The organism is Plantibacter sp., assembly GCF_059073635.1.
Genome location: NZ_JCACOF010000001.1, coordinates 493,831 through 515,057, shown reverse-complemented (window position 1 = coordinate 515,057; position 21,227 = coordinate 493,831). Strand labels below are relative to the sequence as shown.

Sequence of the window (21,227 nt, the reverse complement as noted above, 5' to 3'; positions counted from 1 at the left end):
GGGAACCCGAGGACCTCGTCGCCCTCGTGATCACCCACGCGCACTTCGACCACCTCGGGGTCGCCGCGCGCCTCCACGCGGCGACCGGCTGCCGGGTGCTCGTCCACGACGAGGACGCGGAGCTCGCCGAGCACCCCTACCGGTACCTCCACGAGCGACCTCGGACGAGCTACCCGTTGCGCTACCCGGCGGCACTCCCGGCGCTCGCGTCGATGACCGCGGCCGGGGCGTTGTGGGTGCGTGGGACGTCGAGGACCGAGCCGTTGCCGGGTTCGGGGACCGTCGACGTGCCGGGCTCGCCCACGGTCGTCTTCACGCCGGGTCACACCTTCGGCCACTGCTCCCTCGACTTCCCCGATCGCGGTGCCGTCATCGGCGGCGACGCCCTCGTGACCCTCGACCCGTACACCGGCGAGACCGGCCCACGCGTCGTCGCGGGGGCGGCCACCGCCAACGCGCGGCTCGCCCTCGAATCGCTCGACGCACTCGCCGCCCTCGGCACCAGGACACTCCTCCCCGGGCACGGGCAGCCGTGGCGCGGGGATCTCCGGGAGGCCGTCGAGGCGGCCAACCGTGCCGGCGTCGCCTGAGGACGTCGGCGCCTCGCGAACCCATCACCCCGGTCGGCGACCGTCGCCGACCGACACCGGAAAGGAGCGGACCATGACCACCACCGGACCGCAGGACAACCCGCAGAACCACGACCTCATCGACGACGACGCGGCGGGCGTCGACAAGCCGTCACAGGCGGAGGGGTCGGAGGACCAGGTCCCCGACGCCGCCGAACCGGATGAGGGCGACGCCCTCGGGTGACCGAGGCCGGACCCACTCGCCACCGGACCACCACCCATCGCACACGGAAACACCGCACACAGCAGAGCACACAGAACAGGAGACACCATGGCTGAGCAGCCCACCGCCATCGAACTGCAGAAGTACCTGTCGGGAGTCGACTACCCGGCGAGCAAGGAGGATCTCGTGCAGACCGCCCGAGACCAGGGTGCGCCGGACGACGTGATCGAGGCGCTCGAACAGGCCGACCAGGACGAGTTCGACGGCCCGACGGCCGTGTCGAGCGCCGTCTCGGGAGACTGAATGACGAGCCGGCGACCATCCGAGCGGTGGGCGGCCGGCGAGGTCGACGACGAGGTCGCGATCGACGTCCTCGTGCCGACGGCCGGGCGCTGGTGGCCGAGCTGGCGGTGACGCTGGCGGGACTCGCCGCTCAGGACGATCCGACGTTCCGGGTGATCGTGAGCGATCAGTCCGACGACGGCTCGGGGGTGCTCCAACCGAGCACGCAGGCCATGGTGCGGGTGCTCCGCGCGCAGGGGCGGGAGGTCCGGCTGGTCCGGCACCTCCCGCGCCGCGGGCTCGCGGAGCACCGCCAGTCGCTGCTCGACCGGGCCACGGCCCCGGCGGTCCTGTTCCTCGACGACGACGTCTGGCTCGAGCCGGGCCAGCTGCAGCGCCTGCACGACGCGCTGAGCACCCTCGGCTGCGGCTTCGTCGGCGCGGCGGTGCAGGGGCTGTCCTACCTGCCCGACGAACGGCCCGAGCAGCAGCGGACGTTCGAACCCTGGACCGGCGAGGTCGTCCCGGAGCTGATCCGGCGGGGCACGCCTGCGTTCGACCGGTGGCCGCTCCACAACGCCGCGAACCTCGCGCACCTCGCGAGGGACGTGCCGATCCCGGAGCGGGGTTGGCTGGCCTACAAGGTCGCCTGGGTGGGCGGCTGCGTGCTGTACCGGCGCGACGCGCTCCTGGCGGCCGGCGGTTTCACGTTCTGGGACGAGCTGCCGCCGCTGCATTCGGGGGAGGACGTGCTCGCGCAGTGGCGCGTGATGGAGCGGTTCGGCGGAGCGGGCGTCCTGCCGAGCGGGGCCGTGCACCTGGAGGCCCCGACGACGATCCCCGAGCGCCCGGTGGACGCGTTCGACGTCGTGCGCGCGTGACTCGGGCCCACGCGGACGGGTGCGCGATTGTGCCGCAGCCGCCGGCAGAACGCAAGCGATGATCGTGCCCTCCTCGCTTCTCGGAACCTGGAGCACATGACGACGGATCGAACGGACACACGGCTCCCGGGGGAGCTGCTCGGACGCCAGGAGGCCGAAGCCCTCGTGCTCGAGCACCTGCCGCTCGCCGAGGCGATCGCGCGCCGGTACTTCCGGCGGGACCCCGCCCGCGACGAGGACCTCGTGCAGGTCGCCTACATCGGGCTGGTGAAGGCGGCCCGCCGGTTCGACGCCGATCGTGGCGGCCCGTTCGCGGCGTTCGCCTCACCGACCATCTCCGGGGAGATCAAGCGCCACCTCCGCGACCACGGGTGGTTCGTCCGGCCACCGAGGCCCGTCCAGGAGCTCCGTGCACGGGTCGCCGAGGCCGTGCCGCGGCTCGCCCAGGAGCTGGGCCACGGCCCCTCGGTACCCGAGCTGACCGCGGACCTCGGCGAGAGCGACGAGCTCGTGCGGGAGGCCATCGCCTGTCAGAACCACCTGCGTCCGGTGTCGCTCGACGCCCTCGTCGGCGGCGACCACGAGACGTGCCTCGGGGACCTCATCCCCGCCGAGGACGGGTCGTTGGAGCGCGCCGAGTCGGCCGCGATCCTGTCGACGGCGCTGCGGGTCCTGACGCCGCGCGACCGCCGGGTGCTGCAGTTGCGGTTCGGCGAGGACCTCACCCAGCAGGAGATCGCCGAGGAGGTCGGCGTCACCCAGATGCAGGTGTCACGCATCCTCAAGCGCTCGCTGGAGCTCCTGCGGGACCGCATCGTCCACGGCGAGCCGGCGCCGGAGCGCGCCGGGCGGCGGATCGCTTGACGGACTGAGCGGGTCGAGCTGGCCCGAGGGTTCAGGTGACCGGGTGGTCCCCAGCAGCGGCTCGTTCGGCGCGGACCACCGCGTCGAGCACGTCGTCGACGCCGACCGCGAGGATGGCCGGGTCCGGGGTGTCGGCGAAGGCGTCGCCCCGACGGACGCTCGCGTCGGTGAGCACGACGTGCGGGCCGGGTGGCGGACCCCAGTGCTCGGGTGCCGCCGGACCGAACAGGACCACCGAGGGCCGACGGTAGGCCGACGCCAGATGCGCCGCGCCGGTGTCCGCCGACACCACCACCGACGCGTCCTCGACCACGCCGGCGAACTCGGCCAGGTCGATCCGCCCCGCCAGGACCTCGGACTCGTCGAGCCGTGCGAGGTGCGCCACCCGCAGCGCGCGATCGCGTTCGCCGGCGCTGCCGGTGAACACCACCCGGCGCCCCTCGTCCGCCAAGGACCTCGCGACGGCGGCGAACCGCTCCACCGGCCAGCGCCGTGACTCGTAGAACGCGCCGACGTGGACGACCGCCGCGCCGACGACGTCCACGCGCCGCGTCGAGGACCGCAGCCCGACGTCGTCCGGGTCGGCGTCCACACCGTAGGCCGCGAGGAGCCGCACCCAGCGTGCGCGCTCGCCGAGATGCGGTGACCACGCGGGCGGGGTCGGTCCGTCCGTCCGGGCACGGTCCGTCCGGGCACGGTCACTCCGGGCACCGTCGATCTCCGGCACGTGGTGGACCATGGCGACCCTCGTTTCCAACGCGTCGATGAGCCGTCGGCTCTCCGGACCGCTCCCGTGGAGGTTCACGGCCACGTCGATCCGGCCGGGGGCGAGGGGCAGGAGGTGGTCCAGTCCGGGCGTCGGCAGGAGGGCGTCCACGCCGTCGACGAGCTCGACGACGGGTTCGAGCCACCCGGGTGTCGCCAGCACGATGCGGTGCTCGGGGAACGCCCGCCGCAGCCCGTGCAGCGCCGGGACCGCGACGAGCAGGTCGCCGAGTTTCAGGGTGCGGAGGGCGAGCAGCTCCGGTCGGTCGTCGGTGGTGTCGGAGGGGACGTCGTCGGGGTCGAGGTGCAGCATGCGCCTCACCATCCCACGAGGAGCGGCCCGGGGTCGAGCCCGCCGGGAGGACGTTTACACCTCAGGAGAAGTGGGGAAGAGCAGAAGCATGACCGACCTGCCCGCTCCGATCGACGCGGTCCTCTTCGACCGCGACGGCACCCTCGTCGTCGACGAGCCCTACAACGGCGACCCGACGCTCGTGGTGCCCATGCCGACCGCGCACGCCGCCGTGGAACTGCTCCGTCGCAGCGGGCTGCCGCTCGGAGTCGTGTCGAACCAGTCCGGGATCGGGCGGGGCATCGTCACCCGCGAGCAGGTCGACGCCGTGAACGCCCGGCTCGACGAGTTGCTCGGCCCGTTCGACGTCTGGTGCGTCTGCCCGCACGCCCCTGCCGACGGCTGCGACTGCCGGAAGCCGGCACCCGGGCTCATCCTGGAGGCCGCGGAGCGACTCGGCGTGGAGCCCGGCCACTGCGTCGTCATCGGCGACATCGGTGCCGACGTCGGCGCAGCCCGGGCGGCCGGGGCGATGTCGATCCTCGTGCCGACCGCCCGTGACCCTCCCCGAGGAGGTCGACGCCGCGCCCCGACGAGCCCTGGACCTCCTCGCCGCCGCCGAGCTCGTGCTCACCGCGGTGGTGGCCGGTCGCGATGCGGCGTCCGACGACGCCCGAGGCGACCGATGACCCGGCGCGCGCTCGTCGCGCGGCTCGACAGTGTGGGCGACGTCCTGCTCAGCGGACCCGCGGTCCGTGCGGTCGCGGCGTCACCCGACGTCGACGAGGTGTGGTTCCTGTGCAGTTCCATCGGCGCCTCCGCGGCCCGGCTCCTCCCGGGTGTCGACCGCGTCGTGGTGTGGGACTGCCCGTGGATCACCCGGCTCGCCCCGCCCGCGACGCCCGAGCACCTCGCCGTCCTCGCCGCGATCATCGACGACTGCAGCCCGGCGACCGCGGTGATCCTCACGTCCTTCCATCAGTCCCCGCTCCCGCTCGCGCTCCTGCTCCGCGCCCGGGCGGTCCGACGCATCGTCGGTGCCTCCGTCGACTTCGCCGGCTCGCTCCTCGACGTCCGGCTGCGGCCGGGGGAAGACCTCGAGGAGGACCAGCCGGAGGCCGAGCGCGCCCTCGCGATCGCCGCCGCCGGCGGGTTCACGCTCCCGAGCGAAGACGACGGCCGGCTGCGCATCGACGAGGCACGGTTCGCGGAGACCGTCCCGGACACGCTCCCCGAACGCTTCGTCGTGGTGCATCCGGGGGCCTCGGTCGCCTCGAGGCGCTGGCCGGAGGAGCTCCATGCCGAGACCGTCCGCCTGCTGCAGGGCGAGGGTGTCGAGGTCGTCGTCACCGGTGGCCCCGACGAGACCTCGCTGACCGGCCGGGTCGCCGGTACGGCGGGTCGCGACCTCGGCGGTGGCACCGGTCTCGGGTCGCTCGCCGCCATCCTCGCCCGTGCCGACGTCGTGATCACCGGCAACACCGGTCCGGCCCACCTCGCGGCTGCGGTCGGGACCCCGGTCGTCAGCCTGTTCTCGCCGGTGGTGCCCGCCGTGCGCTGGGCGCCCTACGGCGTGCCGACCGTGCTGCTCGGCGACCAGCGGGCCGCGTGCGCGGACTCCAGGGCGACCGACTGTCCCGTCCCCGGGCACCCGTGTCTGACGAGCGTCCGGCCGGACGAGGTCGTCGACGCCTGCCGACGACTCGCACCCGCGCTGTTCGCCGATGAGCCGACGGTGACGCTGCAGGAGGTGCTCCGATGAGGATCCTCCTCTGGCACGTGCACGGTGGTTGGACGGACGCCTTCGTCCGCGGTCAGCACGAGTACCTCCTCCCCGTGAACGACGCCCGCGACGGCTGGGGCCTCGGCCGTGCGGGTCGCGACTGGCCCGCCTCGGTCGTCGAGATCCCCGTCGGAGCGCTCCGCGAGACGGACGTCGACGTGGTCGTCCTCCAACGCCCGGCCGAGATCGAAGCGGTCGAGCGTCTCACCGGGCGCCGGCCCGGGCGCGACCTGCCCGCGGTGTTCGTCGAGCACAACACGCCGAAGACCTCGATCACCGACGCGGTGCACCCCCTGGCCCACCGCGACGACGTCCCGATCGTGCACGTCACCCACTTCAACCGGATGTTCTGGGACACCGGACGCGCGCCGACGACGGTCGTCGAACACGGTGTCGTCGATCCCGGTCACCGCTACTCCGGCACCCTCGAACGGCTCGGGGTCGTCATCAACGAACCCGTCCGCCGCTGGCGGGTCACCGGGACCGACCTCCTGCCGGCGTTCGCCGAGGTGGCACCGATCGACGTCTTCGGGATGGGCGGTGGGGACCTCCCCGCCGCACTCGGGGTCGGCCGGGACCGCGTCGAACCGGCCGGTGACCTGCAGACCGCGGAGCTGCACCGGGAACTGGCGCGTCGACGCGTGTACCTGCACCCCTTGCGATGGACCTCGCTCGGGCTCGCGCTCCTCGAGGCCATGCACCTCGGGATGCCCGTCCTGGCGCTCGCGACGACCGAGGCCCACCGGGCCGTCCCGCCCGAAGCGGGCCTCGTCTCCAACGACCTCGACGCCCTGCGTGAGGCCGCCCGGCGGTACCTCGACGACCCCGACCTCGCTCGGGCGACCGGTGACGCCGCCCGCGCCCACGTGCTCACCCACTACGGGTTGCCCGCCTTCCTGCGCACCTGGGACCTGGTCCTCGCCGAGGTGCGGGCGACCGGGACCGTCCGACCGACCCCGCTGTCGGCTCTCGAAAGGAGACTGTGATGAAGATCTCGATGGTGTCGGAGCACGCCAGTCCACTCGCCGTGCTCGGCGGTGTCGACGCCGGCGGCCAGAACGTGCACGTCGCCGAGTTGTCGTCGGCGCTCGCCGCCCGCGGCCACGAGGTGACCGTGTACACCCGACGGGAGGACCGTGTCGCCGACGAGCGCGTGCGGCTCTGCGACGGCGTCGAGGTCGTGCACGTCGACGCCGGCCCGCCGGAGCGTCTGCCGAAGGACGAGCTCCTCCCGTACATGGACGCGTTCGGCGACCGCCTGGCCCGCGAGTGGAGCCGGGAGACACCCGACGTCGTGCACAGCCACTTCTGGATGTCGGGACTCGCCGCCCTGCGGGGTGCGGAGCGGACCACGGGCGGGAGGCCGCCCGTCGTCCACACCTTCCATGCGCTCGGGACGGTCAAGCGCCGGCACCAGGGCGCCGAGGACACGAGCCCGGCCGAACGGGTCGACCTCGAACCGATGGTCGGCCGGTCGGTCGACCAGGTCATCGCGACGTGCTCGGACGAGGCGTTCGAGTTGAAGGCACTCGGGGTCCCCGGCTCGCGCATCACCGTGGTCCCATGCGGCGTGGACACGGGACTGTTCACCCCGAACGGCCCCTCGGAGTCGTCCGACCGACCCTTCCGCATCATGACGGTGGGTCGGTTGGTACCGCGCAAGGGCGTCGGCCTCACGATCTCCGCGCTGGCGTCGCTCGTCGCCGCCGGCCGGGACGACATCGAACTCGTCGTCCTCGGTGGCTCGACCGGGCCCGATCGCGTCCAGGAGGACCCGGACGTCCGGCGACTCCTGGCCCACGCCCGATCGCTCGGTGTCGAGGACCGCGTGGTGTTCCGAGGACAGGTCAAGCAGGAGGAGCTGCCCGCCGCCCTGCGCTCGGCCCACCTCGTCGTGTGCGCGCCATGGTACGAGCCGTTCGGCATCGTCCCGCTCGAAGCGATGGCGACCGGCACACCGGTGGTCGCCGCCGCCGTGGGAGGGCTCATCGACAGCGTCGTGCACGGCCGGACCGGCCTGCACGTGCCGCCGCGCGACGCCGGAGCCATCGCGGACGCCGTCACCGCGCTCCTCGACGACCCGCCGTTGCTCGCCTCCTACGGTGCCGCCGGTGTCGAGCGCACCAGGTCGCGCTACACCTGGGCGCGGGTCGCCGCAGACACCGAACGCGGCTATCAGCGGGTGCTCGGCCGTGCGAGACGGTCCGCCAGGGCGAGTGCGGCGGTGGTGACCCGATGAGCGCCGTGACCGCGATGAACGGCATGACGACCGCCGCGGCACCGACCCCGGCGACCACGCCGCGGACCGTGGACGCCACCGCGCCGTCCATCGACCGCATCCTGCACGGACACCTCGACGACCACCTCGGCGCGATCGAGGCGTTGCGCGATCAGCTGCCGCGGATCACCGCCTGGGGCGATGAACTCGCTGACCGGCTCATGCACGGCCAACGGCTCCTGGCCGCGGGCAACGGCGGATCGGCGGCCGAGGCGCAGCACCTGACCGCGGAGCTCGTCGGGCGCTTCGACGGGGAGCGGCGTCCGTTCTCCGCGGTGTCGCTCCACGCGGAGACCTCGAGTGTCACCGCCATCGCCAACGACTACGGCTACGACGAGGTGTTCGCACGGCAGGTGCTCGCACACGCGCGGGCCGGGGACATCGTCATGCTCTTCTCCACGAGCGGCCGGAGCCGCAACCTCCTCCGCGCCGCCGAGGCCGCGCGGCGGGTGGGCGCGAGGAGCTGGGCCGTGACCGGAGCGGGACCGAACCCGCTGTGCGACGCGTGCGACGAGCACCTCGCGCTGCCGGGACCGTCGGCCGGTGCCCAGGAGGCGCACCTCGTGGCCCTGCACCTGCTGTGCCGGGTCTTCGACGACCGCATCGCGCAGCGCGAAGCCGCTGGGAACGGGAGGACCGCATGATGGACGGGATGCGCCCGACGGGCGATCGGCGACACGGGCGGCGGATCGCCGTCGTCGGGGACGTCCTCCTCGACGTCGACCTGCTCGGCCGGGCCGACCGGCTGAGTCCCGACGCCCCGGTGCCGGTCGTGTCGGTCGAACGGTCGGTCGGCCGTGCCGGTGGAGCCGGGCTCGTCGCCACCCTCCTCGCGCGGGACGGCGTCGACGTCGTCCTCGTGACCGCACTCGGTGACGACGATCGGGTGGGTGAGCTGCGCGCCGCGCTCGACGCCGTCGCGGCACTGCCGGGTGCCGGGTCCATCAGCGTCGTCGCCGGGCCCGCAGGGGCACCCACTCCGGTGAAGACGCGGGTCCGCGGTGACGGTCACGCGATCGTGCGGATCGACGAGGGCTGCGAACCCCCCGGTGCACCGACGATCACGGCGGACATGCTCGACGCACTCGACGAGGTGGACGCCGTCGTCGTCGCCGACTACGGGCGCGGCGTCGCAGCCGACCCCCGGCTCCGGGACGCACTCGACCGCGTCGGCGGGAGGATCCCCGTCGTCTGGGATCCCCACAGGAACGGGTCGCCGCCGGTGCGCGCGGCCGCGGTCGTCACCCCGAACCGGAGCGAGGCGTTCGCGCTCGCCGACGGTCTCGTCGACAGCGGGGCCTCCGTCTCCGACGATCTCGCCGCTGTCGACACCGTCGCGGCCGCACTCCTCGAATCGTGGGGGTGCGAGGCCGTCCTCGTGACCCTCGGCGCGAAGGGGGCGCTGCTGCGCAGCCGCGGACGCGGCACTCCGCAGGTCCCGCACCTCGTGCCGGCCACGCCGTCGGACGGCACCGACCCCTGTGGAGCCGGCGACCGTCTGGCCGCGACCGTCGCGTCGGCGCTCGCCGCCGGTGAACCCCTCGGTGACGCCGTCGCCGCCGGGGTCGCCGCCGCGGCGCGGTTCGTCGCGAGCGGTGGTGTCGCCTCGCTCGACCGACCGGCGAACACGAGTCCGCTGCGCGGGGACTCCGCGGACGCGCTCGCCGTCGCCCACGCCACCAGGGAACGCGGTGGTGTCGTCGTCGCGACCGGTGGCTGCTTCGACCTCCTCCACGCCGGACACGCGCGGACGCTCGCCGCCGCCCGGGCCCTCGGCGACTGCCTCATCGTGTGCGTCAACAGTGACGACTCGGTGCGGCGGCTCAAGGGGCCGGAGCGACCGATCATGGCCGAGGACGACCGCTCCGACCTCCTCCAGGCGCTCGAGTGCGTCGACGCCGTCGTCGTGTTCGAGGAGGACACCCCGGAGGCGGTCCTCCGGAGGATCCGGCCGGACGTGTGGGTCAAGGGCGGCGACTACGTCGCAGCGGACCTGCCCGAGACCGGCGTCATCGCGGCGTGGGGCGGCCGGACCGTGACCGTCCCGTACCACCCCGGCCGTTCCAGCACCCGCCTCGCAGGGGCTCTCGCGCGCGTCGGCTGACCGTCCGGTCACCGACCATCCCTGCACCGACCACCCCCAGCATCCCGAACCCGAAAGGACCCCATGACCTCCTCCCGCCCCCTCGGCAACGTCCTCATCAGCGGTGGCTCCGCCGGCCTCGGTGCCGCGGTCGCCGCCGCCGTCCGCGAGCACGGTGGCCGACCGATCGTGCTCGACCTCCAGGTCGCCCCGGACGCGGAGGACGCGTACGCCGTCGACGTCTCCGACACCAGGGCGACGGAGGACCTGGTCGGCCGCATCGCCGCGGAGGTCGGCGGCCTCGACTCCGTGGTGACCGCCGCGGGCATCGACCGTCCGGCGCCCTTCGGCGCGCTGCCCGGCGCCGACTGGGAACGCATCGTCGCCGTGAACCTCCTCGGCACCGCGGCCGTCGTCCGCGGGGCGCTCCCCGCGCTCGAGGCGGCGCACGGCCGGGTGGTCACCATCGCCTCGTCGCTCGCGCTCCGTGCGCTCGGCGACGCCACCGCCTACTGTGCGTCGAAGTTCGCCGTCCTCGGGTTCTCGCGGTCCCTCGCGGCGGAGTCGAAGGGCCGGCTCGGGGTCACGACCGTGATCCCGGCGGGCATGGACACGCGCTTCTTCGACGGTCGCGACGAGCAGTACAAGCCGGGACCCGACGCGAAGCTCATCGACCCGGCCGAGGTCGCTGCAGCCATCGTCTTCGCGCTCCAGCGCCCGCGCGGTGTCGAGCTGCGCGAACTCGTCGTCTGCCCCGAGGAGGAGCCGTCCTGGCCGTGAGGATGGAGCGGCTCACGCCACGCTGCGGAGGCTCCGGGCGTTGAGGAGGGACTCGACGTCGGCGTCCACGTCGTCGACGCCGACCTCGGCGACGAAGGAGTCGTCGTGCTCGCAGCGCTCGGCGGTCCACCCGACCTGGGTGACGTCGCGGTCGCACACCGGGCACCTGGTGGTCCACGACAGGTGCACCCGCTGGGTGGCGCGACTGAGCGGGCCGCCGTTGATGAGGTTCCCCACCCAGTAGATGCCGACGGTCGAGGTGCCGACCGCCTGCGCGAGGTGGCGGGGTCCGCTGTCGTTCCCGACGAACACGTCGGCGCGGGCGAGCACGCCGACGAGGTCGGACAGGGAGAGCCTGCCGGCGAGCGACACGACCTCGGTCCGGCCGTCGGCGGCCGCCTGCCGCACGATGCGGTCCGCGAGTTCCGCGTCGCCCGCGTCGCCGACGCACACCACCGTGTTGCCCCGGGCGGCGGCGCGTCGGGCGAGTTCCGCGAACCGTTCCGTCGGCCAGCGTCGCCGCGGATCGGTCGCCCCGGGGTGGATGACGACGACGCCCGAGCCGCGTCGCCCGAGCAGCGACCGACCACGCGCACGTTCGGCCCGACTCGCCACCACGCGCGGTTCACCCGTCACCGGGAGCGCGCCGGCGAGCGCCACGGTCTCCAGCCAGCGGACGACCTCGTGCTGGTAGTAGACGTAGGGCAGCATGCGGTCGAGCGCTGCGGCGTCGGGGGTCGCGGTGCCGACGGTGTGCCTGGCGCCGAGGCCGAGGAGGAAGGGATTGGAGTTGCGGCCGCCGCCGTGCAGCTGGCAGGCGAGGTCGAACCCCTCCGCCCGCATGCGCTCGAGGAACCGTCGCGTGCCGTCCTCGTCGGTCGACCCGTCCGCGCTGGAGACGCCGGCGGTCGTCGGCAGGACCTCGACGCGCGACACCGGACCGGGGCGCTGATCGAGCAACTGCTGGTGCAGCGGTGTGCCGAGCAGCACGATCTCGGCCTCGGGATACGCCTCGGCCAGCGCGTCGAGCGCCGGCATCGCGAACAGCAGGTCGCCGAGGCCGCCGCCACGCAGGACGGCGATCTTCAGCACCCCCCTGAACCGAGCATCCTCCTGCAGCCCTGTCCGTCGCACCTGCTCACATCCTCTCCGTCGTGGTGTCGTCTGCGGCCATGCCGACCGTCGGCTTCACCGTTCCCCGCATCGCGCCGTCCGAAACCCATTGCAGGCTTCCGATCCGGCAGGTGTAAACGGTCGCCCTGCTGGGTACGAGGCCTCTATGTCCGCTCATCTGCTGGCCGCCGCCGAGTCCGATCGGTTCGAGCAGCCCGACCTCCTCCCCATCACCGACCCGCGCACGGGCGAATCCGTCGGATCGGTCCGCATCGCGACCGCGCACGAGGTCGCCGACGCCGTCGTGGTGGCCGCAGCCTCCTTCGGCGAGTGGGCCGCGCGGACACCGGCCGAACGCGGTGCGGCGCTCCACGCGGTCGCCGATGCCCTCGCCGCCCGCGAGGAGGAGCTGGCCGATCTCAACCACCGGGAGACGGGGAAGTCGATCGCTGACGCCCTCGGCGGTGTCCGAGCCGCGATCGGGACCGCACGGCAGTACGCCGAACTCGGGCCGTTGCACGCCGGGCGGGCGCTGCGGGGTGCGGCGACAGCCGTGGACTTCACGGTCGCAGAGCCGCGCGGCGTCGTCGCCGTGATCACCCCCTGGAACGACCCGGTCGCGGTCGCCGTCGGCCTCATCGCCGCCGCTGTGGTGACGGGCAACACGGTCGTGCACAAACCGAGTGAGCGCTGCCCGCACGTCGGGGAGCTGCTCGGAGCGGTGTTCGCGGACGTGCTGCCGCCGGGCGTGGTGGTGACGATCTCGGGAGACGGACGCACCGGGGCCGCCCTCACCTCCACCGTCGGCGTCGCGATGGTCGCGCACGTCGGGTCGTCGGCGACCGGAGCGCGGATCGCCCGTGCCGCCGTGCTGACGGGTGCCCACGTCATCCGCGAGAACGGCGGGAACGACGCCATCCTCGTCGACGCCGACGTCGATCCGTCCTGGGCGGCGGCCCAGACGGCGCTCGGCGCCTTCGCGAACGCCGGCCAGATCTGCACCTCCGTCGAGCGGGTCCTGGTGCACGCCGACATCGCCGGACCGTTCCTCGACGCCCTCGTCGCGGAGGCGGTGCGGTGGACCGCCGACGCGGAATCCGGCCCGCTCGTGGACGGGGAGTTGCGGAGGATCGTGCACGAGCACGTCGTCGACGCGGTCGAGGACGGCGCCAGGCTCCTCACGGGCGGCACCGTCCCCGACGGGCCCGGCTCGTTCTACCCGGCGACGGTCCTCGCCGACTGCCGACCCGGCATGCGGGTGATGCGGGAGGAGACCTTCGGGCCCGTCGCGCCAGTGATGGTGGTCGCGGACTTCGACGAGGCCGTCCGCCTCGCGGCCGCAGACCCGCACGGGCTCGCCGCGACCGTCCTCACCGGGTCGATGGCGAACGCGCACCGGGCGATCGCCGCGCTCCCCGTCGGGACCGTCAAGGTCAACGCCGTGTTCGGTGGTGCGCCGGGAGGCTCCGCGGAACCCCGGGGCGAGAGCGGTTCCGGTTTCGGGTACGGACCCGGCCTGCTGGACGAGATGACGCTGACGAAGGTCGTCCACCTCGAGGCGGCGCCGTGAGTGACGACGGGCTGCGGGCGGAGCGTGATGCGATGCACGACGCGCTCCGGGACATCGCAGCGCGGATCCGGTCCGCGGCACCCCGGGTCGTGGTCGCCGGCGACGCGATCCTCGATCGCTGGTTGCGGGGCGACGTCACCCGGGTCAGTCGGGAGGCGCCGGTGCCGGTCGTCGAGGTCGACGAGCCGGAGCTGTGCGCCGGCGGGGCCGCGAACACGGCGGTGAACCTCGCGGCACTCGGCGCCTCCGTCTCGCTCATCGCCACCGTCGGCGACGACGAGGACGGTCGTGCGCTCGACGCCCTGCTGCGGCGGGCCGGCGTCGACACCGCCCGGGTCGTGGTCCGGGACGGTGCGTGCACCGCGTCCAAGACCCGCGTGGTCGGTGCCGATCAGATCGTGGTCCGGGTCGACCACCTGCCGAAGGGCGAGCCGTCCGACGTGGATCGCGCGGCGCTGCGGCGGGCGCTCTCCACCGTGACCGCGGACGACGTCCTCGTCCTCTGCGACTACGGCACCGGTTGCTTCGACGACGACACCGTCGCCTGGCTCGCCACCGAGCGGCCGGTCGCCCGCACGATCGTCGTGGATGCGCACGACGGGCGTCGGTGGGCGCCGATGCGGCCGGACCTCGTGACACCGAACGCCCTGGAGGCCGGCCTGCTCCTCGGGCGTCCGCTCGGCCACGGCGTCGATCGCGCCGACGCCGTCGAGGCTGCCCGGGACGAGCTCCTGGCGGCGTCCGGTTCCTCGGCCGTCGTCGTCACCCTCGACCGCGACGGCACCGTCGCCCTCGACCCGGGACGTGCGCCGTCGCGGACCCGCGCGAGGAGCGCCCCCGAGCACCAGGCCTCCGGAGCGGGGGACACCTTCGTCGCGGCGCTCGCGACCGCGGTCGCCGTCGGGGCTCCCCTCGGCGTCGGGGCGGGCTTCGCCCAGGCCGCAGCGGACGTCGTCACCGCGCGACCGGGCACCGCGGTGGCGCGACTCGCCGACGTCGAACGGGAACTCGGAGCCTCGGACGGTGATCCGGTCGGCACGCGGTTCCTCGCGGCATCGGAGCTCGTCGAAGCACTCGCCGCCCGCCGGGCCGCTGGAGCGCGGGTCGTCTTCACGAACGGGTGCTTCGACGTCATCCATCGCGGCCACACGACGCACCTCCGGCAGGCGAAAGTCGCTCGGAGACGTGCTCGTCGTCGCGCTCAACGACGACGCGTCCGTCCGGCGTCTGAAGGGCCCGGAGCGACCGGTGAACCCGCTCGGGGACCGCATCGCGGTGCTCGAGGCGCTCGACTGCATCGACTACCTGACGGCCTTCGACGAGGACACCCCCATCGCCCTGCTGGAGGCGCTCCGACCGGACGTCTACGCGAAGGGCGGCGACTACACCCCCGAGATGCTCGCCGAGACGCCGGTCGTGCGAGCGGCCGGGGGCGAGGTGCGCATCCTCGACTACCTGCCCGACCACTCGACCACCCGCGTCGTGGATCGCATCCGGTCCGTGACGGCGACCCCCTAGGCGCCCACCACGTGCCACCCGCGGCTGTCAAGGTTCGATCGCCGACGACGTCGGACGCCTAGCGTCGGGGTGATGGACGACTCGAATCGGATGCGGGACCAGCCGGCGCTCACGACCACACCAGGGGACTCCTGGATCGTCATCGGCGGGATCACCGCCGCGCTCCTCGTGGGGATGTTCGCGCTGCTCGGCACCGTGCAACCGGTGATCGCGTGGGGGAGCGCGGCGGCCGTACTGCTCGTGTACGCGGCGATGGTGGTCGTGCGGACGCGAGGCACCTCCGGTCGTCGTCGCCTGCGCACGCTCGCGGCGCTCTACGGAGCGATGGTCGCCCTGAGCCTCATCGCCGTGCTCGTGCTCGTCGGCACCGCGTGGACGGGCGTCGGCGCATGACCCCGAGGACGCGTCAGAGGCGTGGTGAGGCCGGCAGCGTGGTGAGACCGGCGCGCTGAAACAGGGGCGGGGGGCGATGGCGCTACAGCTCCAGGCGGCGCTCCACGACGTCCCGGGCCACGTCCGCGAGCGACCGGCGCGAGCTGCGGGCGTGTGTGCGGAGCCGCTCGAAGGCGTCCTCCACTGAGATCGAGGCGGTGAAGGCGACGACGCCCTTCGCCTGCTCGATGGTGACGCGCGACTGGAGCGCGCGCTCCAGCTGCTCGCGTGCGGCATCGCTCGCGCGCAGGGTGCGTTCGTGCAGGATGCCGATGGTCGCGACGTCGGCCATCGCCTGTGCGGCTCGGGTCTCGAGCTCGTCGAGGTCCTCGGACGCCGTCCGGAACAGGTTGAGCGTGCCGATGGTGGTCCGTCGGAGCCGGAGCGGCACCGCGTACACCGAGGCGAACCCCGCGTCGGCCGCCGCCTGGGCGAACCTCGGCCATTCGCCGGCGACCGCGCTGATCTCGGGCACGGCCACGGCCATCCCGCCGCGGAAGCTCTCGATGCAGGGACCCTCGTCGGCGCTCAACTGGATCAGCTCGACGAGCCGACTCGACTCGCTCGTCGACGCGATGAGGTCGAGGTCGCCGTGCTGGTCGGCGAGCAGGATCCCGGACGCGTCGACGTCGAGGAGGTCGACGCTGGCGTCGACGAGCGTCTGGAGGAGGTCGACGACGTCGTAGTCGTCGACGAGGGTGTCCGCCAGGGTGGCGAAGACCTCGAGGAGTTCGGCGCCGTGCCCGAGTCCCGCGCCGTGATCGAGTCCCTGTCCGGCGTCTCTGCCGCTGCCGTCCCCGCTCATCGGTCGTCTTCGATCGAATCGTCCCGGAGCACGTAGCCGGTGCGCCGCTCCAGGATGTCCTCGGCGACCTCGGCCATGGAGCGGTTCTGCGCGAAGGCCTGGGCCTGGATGAACAGGTGGGCGTCGTCGGGGGTGAGTCCGAGCTGGGCGATCACGAACCCCGTCGCCTGGTGGATCCGGCGTCGCGCGTGCGGCTTCAGCTGCTCGGTGTCCGGCAGGCTCGCGAGTTCCAGGGTCCGGCGGAGCACATAGCGGCTGAGCGGGCGCGTGAGTGACATCATCTCCTCGACCGCCTGCTCGCCGAGGGTGCGTTCCTCGGTGTCGTAGAGCTCGACGGCACCCACCTGTAGCGGACCGACCCGCAGCGGGAAGGCGAAGACCGAGCCGACGTCGTGACCGCGGATCGCCTCGGTGAACGACGGCCAGAAGTCGTAGCCGTTGCGTTGCACGGCCGCCTCGAGCACGGGGTGCCCGCTCCCGACGGCGTCCCAGCAGGGTCCCTCGGTGAGGTCGAACTGGATCTCGTCGAGCAGGGCGACCTGGGAGTCGCTCGCGGCGATGGTCTCGGCACTCAGTGCGTCGCCGAGGGTGGCGATGGAGACGCCCGGTCAAGCGGCATGCAGGCGCAGGATCGGTTCGACCAGCTGGTCGTCGTCGTCGCACCCGTTCGAGCGCGCTGTACACGACGGCGAAGGTGTCGCTCATGACGCCGCTCCTTCCACGATCGACGGGTGTCCTGTCCAACATCGTAAAGGCATCATCCCGCAGACGGCCGGAACGGTGCGGGTCGCTGGACACGTCGCGGCCGAAGGTGGGAGCATACGCCTCCTCCGCCGTCCGGGACCAGGTTCGAACGCGCTTTTCGACGATTCTGCACGCTGGGATGCAACGCCGCAGACGCAATCGGACGCAGCGGCTTCGATGAAGAAAGGGCTCACCCATGACTGATATCGATTCGCCCTCCACAGGGCACGGCGGAGCCGTCGACACGGCTCGGGAACAGGCGGGTGACCTCGCCGCCAGCGCCAAGGCATCCGCCGGGGACGTCGCCGCGACGGCGAAGGACGCCGCGACCCAGGTCGCCGGCGAAGCGCGCCGCCAGGCGAAGGACCTGCTGCACGAATCGCGCAGCGAACTCGTCGAGCAGGCCGGCCAGCAGCAGCAGCGGGTCGCGGCCGGACTGCGATCGCTCGGCGAGGAGCTCGGCGGCATGGCCCGCTCGAGCGAGCAGCCGGGGATCGCCGCCGACCTCGTGTCGCAGGCGGCCGGGCGAGCCGACGCCGTTGCCTCCTGGCTCGACGCCCGCGACCCCGGGTCGCTCCTCAGCGAGGTCAAGGACTTCGCTCGGCGGAGCCCGGGCACGTTCATCGGACTCGCGGCGCTCGCGGGGGTCGTGGCCGGTCGACTGACGAAGAACCTCGCGGCCGCGGCGAAGGAGACGGGGCCGTCAGGTACCGGGTCGACGGGTGCCGCGTCGTCCGCCTCGCGACCCTCGACCCTCGTCTGCCGACACGCCCTCGGGCTGCAGCCGCCGGTCCCGCCGACGACGCCGACGTCGAACTCGCGCCAGCGGGCGTGCCGCTCGTGCCGTCGCCCTCGGCCGGACCGAACGTCGGCGACCCGCTCGGGGACGCCGCGTTCGACACCACGAGTCCGGTCGGCGACCCGACCGGGCGCGTGGGTGGCGCCACCAACCAGTTCGGCTCCGACGACCTCGCCGTCGGCGGAGCGGGGACGGGCGACGCCGGCGTCGGCGACACGGGCCTGGGCGACACGGGTGCAGGTGACACGGGCGCAGGTGACACGGAGGGGACCAGACCATGACGGACCATCCGACGCCCTCGGAGCAGCAGGCGGCGAACACCTCGCTCGGTGATCTGCTCGGCGAGGTCTCGCGGGACATCTCGACGCTCATGCGTCAGGAGGTCGAGCTCGCGAAGGCCGAGGTCCGGCAGTCCGCGAAACGCGCGGGGACCGGAGCCGGCCTCATGGGAGGTGCGGGATACGCCGCCCTGATGACGGTGTTCTTCCTCTCCATCGCCCTGTGGTGGGCGCTCGGCACGCTGGTCGGCAACGGCTGGTCGGCGCTGATCGTCGCCGGGGTCTGGGCGATCATCGCGACGATCCTGTTCGTGGTCGGCAGGTCGGCGATGCAGCAGGTGAAGGGCATGCCGCAGACCATCGACACCGTGAAGCACATTCCAGACACGCTCAAGAAGAACGAGGAGAACCGATGAGCGACATCAGCAACACCACGGGTCCCACGGGTGACGCAGGGACGACCGACAGCAGCGACCCGGACCGGATCCGGGCCGACATCGAACGCACCAGGGCCGAACTCGGCAGCGACGTCGACGCTCTGGCCGACAAGGTCACCCCCTCGAAGATCGTCGAGCGGGAGAAGGCGAAGGCGAAGAACGCGCTCGGGTCCGTCAAGGACCGCGTGTTCGGCGTCGCCTCCGATCTGACCGACACCGCCACCGGAGCCGTCGGTTCGGCCGGCGACTCGATCACCGCGGCTCCGAAGCGCGCCGTGGAGAAGTTGGAGGGCGCTCCCATCGCCGTCGGGCTCATGGCGTTCGGCGCCGGACTCCTCGTCTCGGCACTCCTGCCGTCGAGCACGAAGGAGCGACAGCTCGCATCGAGCGTCAAGGACGCGGCGCAACCGATCGTCGACGACGTGACGGACGCCGCGAAGGAGGCCGCCGAGCACCTGCGTGAACCGGCGATGGACGCGGTCGACGCGGTGAGATCCGAGGCCACGGACGCCGCCGAGCAGGTGCGTACCGAGGCGACCGGCGCCGTCCAGGACGTGAAGGAGGACGCCGGCCAGGCGAAGCACGCCGTGCAGCAGTCGAACCAGTAGCAGCGAACGCCGCAGGCGACACCCCGGCCGGGCCACGACGAGTGGCCCGGCCGTGGTGTTCTCCAGCACCAGCACCAGCACCAGCACCAGCACCCAGCACCAGCACCCGTCCACCCCGTACCGGCCCGAAGGAGTCATCATGGCCGAGACCGTCCGCAGCACCGATCGCACCGACGCCCCCGATCCGGAGGACCGCCGCAAACCCGACGGGCCGACAGACCTCCGCAAGCCGTCCTGGTCGTTCGTCCTCAAGAAGACCGTCCACGAGTTCACCTCCGACCAGTGCTTCGACATCGCGGCCGCGCTCACCTACTACGGCGTCCTCGCGCTCTTTCCCGGACTCATCGCCGTCGTGTCGCTGCTCGGTGTCTTCGGGCAGAGCGAGGAGGCGCTCGAGCAGGTGCTCGGCATCGCGCAGAGCGTCGTCCCGGCCGACGTGCTCGACACCCTCCGCGGGCCGCTCGAGTCGATCTCGTCGGCACCGGGAGCCGGTCTCGCCCTGGTGACCGGTGTCCTCGTCGCGCTCTGGTCCGCTTCCGGCTACGTCGGTGCGTTCAGTCGGGCCATGAACCGTGTCTACGAGATCGACGAGGGACGCCCGTTCTGGAAGCTCCGGCCGATGCAGCTGATCGTCACCGTGATCGCGGTGGTGCTCATCCTCATCGTCGCCTTGCTCCTCGTGGTCTCCGGTCCGGTCACTGATGCCGTCGGCGCCGCACTCGGCCTCGGCGAGACGGTGCAGATCGTGTGGTCGATCGCGAAGTGGCCGGTCATCGCCCTGGCGGTCGTCCTCATCATCGCCGTGCTCTACCACGCGACGCCGAACGCCAAGCAGCCGAAGTTCCGCTGGCTGAGCCTCGGTGCGGTCATCGCGATCGTCGTGCTCGTGATCGCGTCGGGCGCGTTCGCCCTCTACCTCGCCACCTTCGCGAACTACGACAAGACCTACGGCTCGCTCGCCGGGGTGATCGTGTTCCTCCTGTGGCTGTGGATCGCGAACCTGGCGCTGCTGTTCGGGGCCGAGTTCGACGCGGAGCTCGAGCGCGGCCGGGAGCTCCAGGCCGGCATCCGGGCGGAGGAGCAGATCCAGTTGCCGCCGCGGGACACTCGCGCGAGCGACAAGGCCGAGCGCACCGAGGCGCGTGACGAGGCGGAGGGGCGCCGCATCCGGCAGCGTGCGGCGCGGGACGTGGACTGACCTCGGTCCCCGAGCCTGTCGACGGGCTACTCCGCCTCGGTGCTCGTCTCGTCGGTGCGGCGTCCCGACGGGCTTCGACTCCGAGGACCCGCGCTGTCGGAGGAAGATCGAGAACGCGACCATGCACCCGACGGCGAGGAACTCCGACTGCCAGTTCTGGAGCGTGCGGTTCCAGAAGTCCGCGGAGGTCACATACCCCAGCAGGTCGACGGGTGCCTGGCCGTGCTCGAGCTGTTCCGCGTTGTAGGTGACCCGCCCCGCGACCGCCTGCGCCGCCCAGGAGGCGAGGAACACCGCGCCCATCACGAGCAGCAGCGAGTTCGAGTACAGCGTCCGCCGCCATCCGGCCACGCGAGCCCACTTCGGCGCGTCGGCCGGCGCGTGCTCACCCAGGAGCTGTTCCTCGTCGTCACCGAGTCCCTCGTCGCCGGGCTTCTTCGACTCCGGCGAACCCCGCTGCACGAGCCACACGGTCGCGAGGATGAAGAGGAAGAACTGGAGGAACTCGGACTGCCAGTTCTCGGCGACGTCGACGACGAACTCCGACGAGGTGACGAAGTCGAGGAAGCCGACCGGTGGCAGGCTGTGCGACCGCTGCTCGTCGTTGTACGCGGCGAGTCCGGCGAAGGACTGCCCGAGCAGCGCGAGCGCGAAGATGACGCCGAAGAAGACACTGAGGCCGTGGTTCCGGAGTGCGCGTCTCATGGTCACCGTCCCGACAACACGACGGCGAACATGGCGACGAGTCCGATGACGATCACGAGTGACCACGCGGTGAAGACGACTTTCATGACCCAGACGCTACGCCGATCCCGAGGTCGCCCGCCCCGCTTGCGGTTGCCCGGCGAACCGTGTGTTATCCGCCCTCGCCGGAAATGCAAGGGGAGGGTCGGAACCCGCCGACTCGCCTAACGTGGCCGTCATG

General features: G+C 72.8%; 22 protein-coding genes and 3 pseudogenes. 20 read left to right on the top strand and 5 right to left on the bottom strand.

What is annotated here, in order from left to right:
- From AC5JOC_RS02600 to AC5JOC_RS02580, 5 genes are all read left to right on the top strand, one after another.
- Positions 1–590, top strand: a 590-nt coding sequence (locus tag AC5JOC_RS02600) for an MBL fold metallo-hydrolase (RefSeq protein WP_494245153.1), incomplete at its 5' end; no start/stop codon positions are given.
- 73 nt (positions 591–663) lie between these two features.
- A complete protein-coding gene (locus AC5JOC_RS02595) occupies positions 664–813 on the top strand; it encodes a hypothetical protein (protein ID WP_494245151.1) in 150 nt (49 codons plus the stop codon).
- A gap of 87 nt (positions 814–900) precedes the next feature.
- The gene (locus tag AC5JOC_RS02590) at positions 901–1,095 is read left to right on the top strand and encodes a DUF2795 domain-containing protein (RefSeq protein ID WP_494245149.1); all 195 of its coding nucleotides are present in this window, start codon (positions 901–903) and stop codon (positions 1,093–1,095) included.
- Positions 1,096–1,187: 92 nt separating this feature from the next.
- Entirely contained in the window at positions 1,188–1,955 is a 768-nt protein-coding gene (locus AC5JOC_RS02585) for a glycosyltransferase family 2 protein (protein WP_494245148.1), read from the top strand.
- A gap of 96 nt (positions 1,956–2,051) precedes the next feature.
- Positions 2,052–2,819, top strand: a complete 768-nt coding sequence (locus AC5JOC_RS02580; RefSeq protein WP_494245146.1) for a sigma-70 family RNA polymerase sigma factor — start codon at positions 2,052–2,054, stop codon at positions 2,817–2,819.
- Between the two features lie 31 nt (positions 2,820–2,850).
- On the opposite strand, the gene AC5JOC_RS02575 is transcribed toward AC5JOC_RS02580, so the two are convergent.
- Positions 2,851–3,897: a glycosyltransferase family 9 protein gene (locus AC5JOC_RS02575; RefSeq protein WP_494245145.1), complete on the bottom strand. Its 1,047-nt coding sequence runs from the start codon at positions 3,895–3,897 to the stop codon at positions 2,851–2,853.
- Between AC5JOC_RS02575 and AC5JOC_RS02570 the strand changes: the two are divergent.
- From AC5JOC_RS02570 to AC5JOC_RS02540, 7 genes and pseudogenes are all read left to right on the top strand, one after another.
- Positions 3,896–4,372, top strand: a pseudogene (locus AC5JOC_RS02570) (D-glycero-alpha-D-manno-heptose-1,7-bisphosphate 7-phosphatase); the annotation flags it as partial. The gene AC5JOC_RS02575 and the pseudogene AC5JOC_RS02570 overlap by 2 nt on opposite strands.
- A 189-nt stretch (positions 4,373–4,561) precedes the next feature.
- Complete coding sequence (locus AC5JOC_RS02565; RefSeq protein WP_494245177.1) at positions 4,562–5,638, top strand: glycosyltransferase family 9 protein; 1,077 nt, start codon at positions 4,562–4,564, stop codon at positions 5,636–5,638.
- A complete protein-coding gene (locus AC5JOC_RS02560; protein ID WP_494245143.1) occupies positions 5,635–6,645 on the top strand; it encodes a glycosyltransferase in 1,011 nt (336 codons plus the stop codon). The genes AC5JOC_RS02565 and AC5JOC_RS02560 overlap by 4 nt, the downstream gene beginning before the upstream one ends.
- The gene (locus AC5JOC_RS02555) at positions 6,645–7,898 is read left to right on the top strand and encodes a glycosyltransferase (RefSeq protein WP_494245142.1); all 1,254 of its coding nucleotides are present in this window, start codon (positions 6,645–6,647) and stop codon (positions 7,896–7,898) included. The genes AC5JOC_RS02560 and AC5JOC_RS02555 overlap by 1 nt, the downstream gene beginning before the upstream one ends.
- A complete protein-coding gene (locus tag AC5JOC_RS02550; protein WP_494245140.1) occupies positions 7,895–8,581 on the top strand; it encodes a D-sedoheptulose-7-phosphate isomerase in 687 nt (228 codons plus the stop codon). The genes AC5JOC_RS02555 and AC5JOC_RS02550 overlap by 4 nt, the downstream gene beginning before the upstream one ends.
- 8 nt (positions 8,582–8,589) lie before the next feature.
- The gene (locus tag AC5JOC_RS02545; protein WP_494245139.1) at positions 8,590–10,041 is read left to right on the top strand and encodes a PfkB family carbohydrate kinase; all 1,452 of its coding nucleotides are present in this window, start codon (positions 8,590–8,592) and stop codon (positions 10,039–10,041) included.
- 63 nt (positions 10,042–10,104) lie between these two features.
- Positions 10,105–10,800, top strand: a complete 696-nt coding sequence (locus AC5JOC_RS02540) for an SDR family oxidoreductase (protein ID WP_494245137.1) — start codon at positions 10,105–10,107, stop codon at positions 10,798–10,800.
- A gap of 12 nt (positions 10,801–10,812) precedes the next feature.
- Here AC5JOC_RS02540 and AC5JOC_RS02535 read toward each other — a convergent pair whose 3' ends face one another.
- The gene (locus tag AC5JOC_RS02535) at positions 10,813–11,892 is read right to left on the bottom strand and encodes a glycosyltransferase family 9 protein (RefSeq protein WP_494245135.1); all 1,080 of its coding nucleotides are present in this window, start codon (positions 11,890–11,892) and stop codon (positions 10,813–10,815) included.
- Between the two features lie 187 nt (positions 11,893–12,079).
- On the opposite strand from AC5JOC_RS02535, the gene AC5JOC_RS02530 reads away from it, so the two are divergent.
- The 4 genes and pseudogenes from AC5JOC_RS02530 (at position 12,080) to AC5JOC_RS02515 (ending at position 15,394) form a co-directional block, all read left to right on the top strand.
- On the top strand, positions 12,080–13,483 hold the full coding sequence (locus AC5JOC_RS02530; RefSeq protein WP_494245134.1) for an aldehyde dehydrogenase family protein: 1,404 nt from the start codon (positions 12,080–12,082) through the stop codon (positions 13,481–13,483).
- A 32-nt stretch (positions 13,484–13,515) separates the two neighbouring features.
- Positions 13,516–14,400, top strand: a pseudogene (locus AC5JOC_RS02525) (bifunctional heptose 7-phosphate kinase/heptose 1-phosphate adenyltransferase); the annotation flags it as partial.
- Positions 14,288–15,001: a nucleotidyl transferase family protein gene (locus tag AC5JOC_RS02520; RefSeq protein ID WP_494245175.1), complete on the top strand. Its 714-nt coding sequence runs from the start codon at positions 14,288–14,290 to the stop codon at positions 14,999–15,001. The pseudogene AC5JOC_RS02525 and the gene AC5JOC_RS02520, both read left to right, overlap by 113 nt.
- 72 nt (positions 15,002–15,073) lie before the next feature.
- Positions 15,074–15,394: a hypothetical protein gene (locus AC5JOC_RS02515; RefSeq protein ID WP_494245133.1), complete on the top strand. Its 321-nt coding sequence runs from the start codon at positions 15,074–15,076 to the stop codon at positions 15,392–15,394.
- An 82-nt stretch (positions 15,395–15,476) separates the two neighbouring features.
- On the opposite strand, the gene AC5JOC_RS02510 is transcribed toward AC5JOC_RS02515, so the two are convergent.
- A complete protein-coding gene (locus AC5JOC_RS02510) occupies positions 15,477–16,238 on the bottom strand; it encodes an ANTAR domain-containing protein (protein WP_494245131.1) in 762 nt (253 codons plus the stop codon).
- Positions 16,235–16,702 carry an ANTAR domain-containing protein gene (locus AC5JOC_RS02505; RefSeq protein WP_494245129.1) on the bottom strand — a complete coding sequence of 156 codons (468 nt, stop codon included), beginning with the start codon at positions 16,700–16,702 and terminating at the stop codon, positions 16,235–16,237. Before AC5JOC_RS02505 ends, AC5JOC_RS02510 begins: the two co-directional genes overlap by 4 nt.
- Positions 16,703–17,178: 476 nt before the next feature.
- Here AC5JOC_RS02505 and AC5JOC_RS02500 point away from each other — a divergent pair, with 476 nt between their 5' ends.
- The 4 genes from AC5JOC_RS02500 to AC5JOC_RS02485 all read left to right on the top strand — a co-directional run bounded on the left by AC5JOC_RS02500 (position 17,179) and on the right by AC5JOC_RS02485 (position 20,302).
- On the top strand, positions 17,179–18,114 hold the full coding sequence (locus AC5JOC_RS02500; RefSeq protein ID WP_494245127.1) for a hypothetical protein: 936 nt from the start codon (positions 17,179–17,181) through the stop codon (positions 18,112–18,114).
- Positions 18,059–18,475: a phage holin family protein gene (locus AC5JOC_RS02495; protein WP_411557706.1), complete on the top strand. Its 417-nt coding sequence runs from the start codon at positions 18,059–18,061 to the stop codon at positions 18,473–18,475. Before AC5JOC_RS02500 ends, AC5JOC_RS02495 begins: the two co-directional genes overlap by 56 nt.
- Positions 18,472–19,104 carry a DUF3618 domain-containing protein gene (locus AC5JOC_RS02490; protein ID WP_494245125.1) on the top strand — a complete coding sequence of 211 codons (633 nt, stop codon included), beginning with the start codon at positions 18,472–18,474 and terminating at the stop codon, positions 19,102–19,104. The genes AC5JOC_RS02495 and AC5JOC_RS02490 overlap by 4 nt, the downstream gene beginning before the upstream one ends.
- Before the next feature lie 139 nt (positions 19,105–19,243).
- Positions 19,244–20,302: a YihY/virulence factor BrkB family protein gene (locus AC5JOC_RS02485; protein WP_494245123.1), complete on the top strand. Its 1,059-nt coding sequence runs from the start codon at positions 19,244–19,246 to the stop codon at positions 20,300–20,302.
- Between the two features lie 108 nt (positions 20,303–20,410).
- Here AC5JOC_RS02485 and AC5JOC_RS02480 read toward each other — a convergent pair.
- Positions 20,411–21,007 (bottom strand): annotated as a pseudogene (locus AC5JOC_RS02480) (DUF6766 family protein); the annotation flags it as partial.
- Positions 21,008–21,227: the final 220 nt, after the last annotated feature.

Bases quoted from the DNA above. Each gene is read 5' to 3' on its own strand.
- AC5JOC_RS02595 (WP_494245151.1), top strand. From the start codon at position 664: ATGACCACCACCGGACCGCAGGACAACCCGCAGAACCACGACCTCATC.
- AC5JOC_RS02590 (WP_494245149.1), top strand. From the start codon at position 901: ATGGCTGAGCAGCCCACCGCCATCGAACTGCAGAAGTACCTGTCGGGA.
- AC5JOC_RS02580 (WP_494245146.1), top strand. From the start codon at position 2,052: ATGACGACGGATCGAACGGACACACGGCTCCCGGGGGAGCTGCTCGGA.
- AC5JOC_RS02575 (WP_494245145.1), bottom strand. From the start codon at position 3,897: ATGCTGCACCTCGACCCCGACGACGTCCCCTCCGACACCACCGACGAC.
- AC5JOC_RS02565 (WP_494245177.1), top strand. From the start codon at position 4,562: ATGACCCGGCGCGCGCTCGTCGCGCGGCTCGACAGTGTGGGCGACGTC.
- AC5JOC_RS02560 (WP_494245143.1), top strand. From the start codon at position 5,635: ATGAGGATCCTCCTCTGGCACGTGCACGGTGGTTGGACGGACGCCTTC.
- AC5JOC_RS02555 (WP_494245142.1), top strand. From the start codon at position 6,645: ATGAAGATCTCGATGGTGTCGGAGCACGCCAGTCCACTCGCCGTGCTC.
- AC5JOC_RS02550 (WP_494245140.1), top strand. From the start codon at position 7,895: ATGAGCGCCGTGACCGCGATGAACGGCATGACGACCGCCGCGGCACCG.
- AC5JOC_RS02545 (WP_494245139.1), top strand. From the start codon at position 8,590: ATGCGCCCGACGGGCGATCGGCGACACGGGCGGCGGATCGCCGTCGTC.
- AC5JOC_RS02540 (WP_494245137.1), top strand. From the start codon at position 10,105: ATGACCTCCTCCCGCCCCCTCGGCAACGTCCTCATCAGCGGTGGCTCC.
- AC5JOC_RS02530 (WP_494245134.1), top strand. From the start codon at position 12,080: ATGTCCGCTCATCTGCTGGCCGCCGCCGAGTCCGATCGGTTCGAGCAG.
- AC5JOC_RS02515 (WP_494245133.1), top strand. From the start codon at position 15,074: ATGGACGACTCGAATCGGATGCGGGACCAGCCGGCGCTCACGACCACA.
- AC5JOC_RS02510 (WP_494245131.1), bottom strand. From the start codon at position 16,238: ATGAGCGGGGACGGCAGCGGCAGAGACGCCGGACAGGGACTCGATCAC.
- AC5JOC_RS02500 (WP_494245127.1), top strand. From the start codon at position 17,179: ATGACTGATATCGATTCGCCCTCCACAGGGCACGGCGGAGCCGTCGAC.
- AC5JOC_RS02495 (WP_411557706.1), top strand. From the start codon at position 18,059: ATGACGGACCATCCGACGCCCTCGGAGCAGCAGGCGGCGAACACCTCG.
- AC5JOC_RS02490 (WP_494245125.1), top strand. From the start codon at position 18,472: ATGAGCGACATCAGCAACACCACGGGTCCCACGGGTGACGCAGGGACG.
- AC5JOC_RS02485 (WP_494245123.1), top strand. From the start codon at position 19,244: ATGGCCGAGACCGTCCGCAGCACCGATCGCACCGACGCCCCCGATCCG.